The sequence below is a fragment of the Acidimicrobiales bacterium genome (assembly GCA_036273495.1).
Taxonomy (GTDB): domain Bacteria; phylum Actinomycetota; class Acidimicrobiia; order Acidimicrobiales; family JAJPHE01; genus DASSEU01.
Window position 1 is genome coordinate 1 of record DASUHN010000132.1, and the last position, 4,183, is coordinate 4,183.

Below are 4,183 nucleotides of genomic sequence, written 5' to 3' on the forward strand. Positions count from 1 at the left end.
GGTGAGCGCCTCGTCGGTGAGCGCCTCGTCGGTGAGCGCCTCGTCGGTGAGCGCCTCGTCGGTGAGCGCCCCGTCGGTAACCGGCTCCTGCTCGGCCGCCCCGCCGCGCCGGCGCCGCCGGGCCTCGGACTGGCGCTGGCCGGCCACCCGGCGGGCCCGCCGCTCGGCCAGCTCCGCCGCCTGGTGGGCGCGCATCCGCGCCAGGCGGTCCTCGGGCAGCCGGCTGACGATCACCGTCACGTGGCAGGTGCGCTTGCGGATGCGCGTGGCCCGGCCCCGGGCCCGGGGCCGCCAGCGCTTGATGGTGGCGCCCTCGTCGGCGTAGCAGGTCGACACGTAGAGCTCTTCGGGGTCCATCTCGTCGTTGTGCTGGGCGTTGGCCACGGCCGACGCCAGCAGCTTGGCGACGGGGATGGCGGCGTCGCGGTCGCAGAAGCGCAGGATCTCGGCGGCGCGCTCGACGTCGCGGCCCCGGATCAGGTCGAGAACCTCACGCACCTTGTACGCCGACATCCGGCTGTAGCGGAGGACGGCGCGGGTGCCCTCGATCTCGTTGGTCTTGAGGCCCGGCATCAGCGCCTCCCGGCCCGTTCCTGGCCGGCGTGGTAGCGGAACGTGCGGGTGGGCGCGAATTCCCCGAGCTTGTGGCCCACCATCGACTCGGTGATGTACACCGGCACATGCTTGCGCCCGTCGTGCACGGCGATGGTGTGACCCACCATGTCGGGGATGATCGTGGACCGGCGGGACCAGGTCTTGATCACGCGCTTCTCGTTGCGGGAGTTGAGATCGTCGACCTTCTTGAGCAGGTGGTCGTCGACGAAGGGACCCTTCTTCAGGCTGCGGGGCATCGCGTCTCCTTCGCCTACTGCCGCCGGGCACCGCGGGTGCGGCGGCGGCGGACGATCAGCTTGTCGGACTCCTTGTGACGGGCCCGGGTCCGGCCCTCCGGCTTGCCCCACGGGCTGACCGGATGCCGGCCGCCCGAGCTCTTGCCCTCGCCGCCGCCCAGCGGATGGTCGACCGGGTTCATGGCCACGCCGCGGGTCTGGGGCCGGACGCCCTTCCACCGGTTGCGACCGGCCTTGCCCAGCGAGACCAGGCTGGCCTCGGCGTTGCCGACCTCACCGACGGTGGCCCGGCAGTCGATCGAGACCCGGCGCATCTCGGTGGAGGGCAGGCGCAGGGTGGCGAAGACACCCTCCTTGGCGACCAACTGCACGCTCATCCCGGCCCCCCGGGCGATCTTGCCCCCGGCGCCGGGCTTGAGCTCCACGTTGTGCACGGTCGACCCGACCGGGATGTACCGCAGCGGCAATGCGTTACCGGGCCGGATGTCGGCCCCCTGGCCGCTCTGCAGCACGTCCCCCACCCCGACCCGGGCGGGGGCCAGGATGTAGCGCTTCTCCCCGTCGTAGTAGTGGAGCAGGGCTATGCGGGCGTTGCGGTTGGGGTCGTACTCGATCGACGCCACCTTGGCGGGCACGCCGTCCTTGTCGCGCTTGAAGTCGACGATGCGGTAGCGCTGCTTGTGGCCGCCGCCGCGGTGGCGGGCCGTCTTGCGGCCGTAGCTGTTGCGGCCGCCCGTGGACGGCTTGGGCTCGACCAGGCTCCGCTCAGGGCGCGCCCGGGTGATCTCGGAGAAGTCCGAGACGGTCTGGAAACGGCGACCGGGGCTGGTTGGCTTGCGCTTGCGAAGGGGCATGGCTCTGGATCCGTCAGCTCTCGAACAGCTCGATGCGGTCGTCTCCGACCAGGGTCACGATGGCGCGCTTGGTGTCGGCGCGCTTGCCGAAGGTGGATTGGCGCCGGTTCCGCTTGCGCTTCCCCTTGCGGTTGAGGGTGTTGACCTTGCCGACCCGGACGCCGAAGACGGTCTCCACCGCCTGGCGGACCTGGGTGCGGTTGGCGTCGGGATGGACCTCGAACACGTACACGCCGCGGTCCAGAAGCGCGTACGACTTCTCGGACACGACGGGACGGAGGATCACGTCCCGGGGATCGGCCAGGGTGCTCACTCGGATGCCTCCTCGTCAGCAGCGGCGTCTCGGGGAGCGGCCGGATCGGCCGCGGCGGGCGGGGTGGGGGCTGCCTCAGCCGGGGCGGCGGTGGCGGGTGCCGGTGCGGCGGTGTCGGGCGCCGGTACCGGTGCCGGTGGAGCGGACGACGCCGCGGAGGCGGCGACCGTCTCCCCGAGCCCGCCCGGCAGGGTGGCGGAGCTGAACACGACCCAGTCGGCGCAGAGCACGTCGTAGGCGTTGAGCTCGGCCCCGAGGAGCACGTGGACGTGGGGCAGGTTGCGGAACGAGAGGGTGGCGGCGTGGTCGTCCGGGGCCACGACCACCAGCACCTTCCCGGCGTCGACTCCGAGGGTGGCCAGCAGCCCCAGGGCGTCCTTGGTGCGGGCCCGGTCGATGCCCCAGGACTCCACGACCGCGACCTGGCCCTGGGCCGCCCGGTCGGAAAGGGCCGAACGCAGGGCCAGAGCGACCATCTTCTTCGGCGTCTTCTGCTTGTAGGAGCGGGGCTTCGGCCCGAGGGCCACGCCGCCTCCGGTCCAGTGCGGGGCGCGGGACGAACCCTGGCGGGCCCGCCCGGTGCCCTTCTGGCGCCACGGCTTGGCGCCCCCACCGTTGACCTCGGCGCGGGTCCGGGTGCTCTGGGTGCCCGACCGGGCGGCCGCCAGCTGGGCGGTCACCACCTGGTGCATCACCGGCACGTTCGGCTGGATCCCGAAGGTCTGGGCGTCGAGGGCATGGGTGGCCACGACGGTTCCGTCGGACTTGCGCAGGTCCACGGAGGGACTGGAGACGGGACTGGTGGCCATGGTCAGGTCCCCTTCACCGCGTCGCGGATCAGGACCAGACCGCCCCGGGGCCCGGGAACCGATCCTTTGAGGAGCAGGAGGTCGCGCTCGGCGTCCGCCTGGACGACCTGCAGCCCGAGAGTCGTCACCCGTTGGGCGCCCATCCGACCGGCCATCCGGGTGCCCTTGAAGACCCGGGCCGGTGTGGCGCACGCCCCGACCGAGCCCGGCGCCCGGTGCTTCTTGTGGTTTCCGTGGGAGGCGCCCTGGCCCTTGAAGTTGTGGCGCTTCATCCCGCCGGCGAAGCCCTTCCCCTTGCTGACCGCGGTCACGTCGATGCGGTCCCCGGGGGCCAAGAGGTCGACCTTCAGCTCCTGGCCGACCTCGAACCCGCTCACGTCGGCCAGGCGCAGCTCGACCAGGCGCCGCCCGGGATCGACCCCCGCCCGTCTGAGGTGGCCGCTCTCCGGCTTGTTCAGGGTGTCGGCCCGGCGGGTTCCGTAGGTGACCTGGAGAGCGGCGTAACCGTCCCGCTCGGGAGTCTTCACCTGCACCACGCGCAGTGGCGAGACGCGAACGACCGTGACCGGGATGGCCCGGTTCTGGTCGTCCCAGACCTGGGTCATGCCGACCTTCTCACCGACGATCGCCTTGGTTGCCATTTCGATGCGGCCTTCTCGTCCTGCCTGTGCGTTCAGTGGTCCGTTGCACACGAAAACTCCGCTCGGGCGGGCCCGAGCGGAGCGCTCGTCTGGTTTGCCGGGCCGTGCCCCGGAGGGCGGTACCCGGACATCTCTTGGTCCGATTGGGCGGGGACCCGGAGGCCCCTACCGAACCGGGGGATTATAGCGACTCAGCTGGGGGCGGGCCCAGGCCCTGACGGGCGTGCCGGCCCTGGCCCAACCCGCCCGGTCAGGCCTGCTGGATCTTGATCTCGATGTCGACGCCGGCGGGGAGGTCCAGGCGCTGGAGGGAGTCCACCGTCTTGGGCGTGTGTTCGACGATGTCGAGAAGACGCTTGTGGATCCTCATCTCGAAGTGCTCCCGCGAGTCCTTGTACTTGTGGGGGGAGCGGATGACGGTGTAGCGGTGCTTCTCGGTCGGCAGAGGGACCGGGCCCCGGATCTTGGCCTGGGTGCGCAGCACCGTCTCCACGATCTTCTTGGTCGACTGGTCGATGACCTCGTGGTCATAGGCCTTGAGCCGGATCCTGATCCTCTGCTTGGCGCCGTCGGCCATCCCTGTCTCCCTCGGCTACTTGAGGATCTTGGTGACCACGCCCGAGGCCACGGTGCGCCCACCCTCGCGGATGGCGAAGCGCAGGCCCTCGTCCATGGCGATGGGCTTCTGCAGCTCCACGGTGATGGTGGTGTTGTC

General features: G+C 71.2%; 7 protein-coding genes and 1 pseudogene. All 8 read right to left on the reverse strand.

The window, feature by feature from the left end; all coding sequences use genetic code 11:
• Positions 1-222: 222 nt before the first annotated feature.
• A pseudogene (rplV, locus tag VFW24_05665) lies at positions 223-573 on the reverse strand (50S ribosomal protein L22).
• The gene (gene rpsS, locus VFW24_05670; GenBank protein ID HEX5266241.1) at positions 573-851 is read right to left on the reverse strand and encodes a 30S ribosomal protein S19; all 279 of its coding nucleotides are present in this window, start codon (positions 849-851) and stop codon (positions 573-575) included. The pseudogene rplV and the gene rpsS overlap by 1 nt, the downstream one beginning before the upstream one ends.
• A 14-nt stretch (positions 852-865) precedes the next feature.
• Positions 866-1,705: a 50S ribosomal protein L2 gene (gene rplB / locus VFW24_05675; protein ID HEX5266242.1), complete on the reverse strand. Its 840-nt coding sequence runs from the start codon at positions 1,703-1,705 to the stop codon at positions 866-868.
• Positions 1,706-1,718: 13 nt separating this feature from the next.
• Positions 1,719-2,009 carry a 50S ribosomal protein L23 gene (gene rplW / locus VFW24_05680; GenBank protein HEX5266243.1) on the reverse strand — a complete coding sequence of 97 codons (291 nt, stop codon included), beginning with the start codon at positions 2,007-2,009 and terminating at the stop codon, positions 1,719-1,721.
• A 5-nt stretch (positions 2,010-2,014) separates the two neighbouring features.
• Complete coding sequence (rplD, locus tag VFW24_05685; protein HEX5266244.1) at positions 2,015-2,827, reverse strand: 50S ribosomal protein L4; 813 nt, start codon at positions 2,825-2,827, stop codon at positions 2,015-2,017.
• 2 nt (positions 2,828-2,829) lie between these two features.
• Positions 2,830-3,468, reverse strand: a complete 639-nt coding sequence (gene rplC / locus VFW24_05690) for a 50S ribosomal protein L3 (GenBank protein HEX5266245.1) — start codon at positions 3,466-3,468, stop codon at positions 2,830-2,832.
• 250 nt (positions 3,469-3,718) lie between these two features.
• Positions 3,719-4,045 (reverse strand): 30S ribosomal protein S10, encoded by a 327-nt coding sequence (gene rpsJ / locus VFW24_05695; GenBank protein HEX5266246.1) that lies wholly within the window; start codon positions 4,043-4,045, stop codon positions 3,719-3,721.
• A 15-nt stretch (positions 4,046-4,060) separates the two neighbouring features.
• Positions 4,061-4,183, reverse strand: a 123-nt coding sequence (gene tuf / locus VFW24_05700) for an elongation factor Tu (GenBank protein ID HEX5266247.1), incomplete at its 5' end; no start/stop codon positions are given.

Excerpts from the sequence above, each read along its gene's own strand:
- rpsS (HEX5266241.1), bottom strand. The coding sequence starts at position 851 with ATGCCCCGCAGCCTGAAGAAGGGTCCCTTCGTCGACGACCACCTGCTC.
- rplB (HEX5266242.1), bottom strand. The coding sequence starts at position 1,705 with ATGCCCCTTCGCAAGCGCAAGCCAACCAGCCCCGGTCGCCGTTTCCAG.
- rplD (HEX5266244.1), bottom strand. The coding sequence starts at position 2,827 with ATGGCCACCAGTCCCGTCTCCAGTCCCTCCGTGGACCTGCGCAAGTCC.
- rplC (HEX5266245.1), bottom strand. The coding sequence starts at position 3,468 with ATGGCAACCAAGGCGATCGTCGGTGAGAAGGTCGGCATGACCCAGGTC.
- rpsJ (HEX5266246.1), bottom strand. The coding sequence starts at position 4,045 with ATGGCCGACGGCGCCAAGCAGAGGATCAGGATCCGGCTCAAGGCCTAT.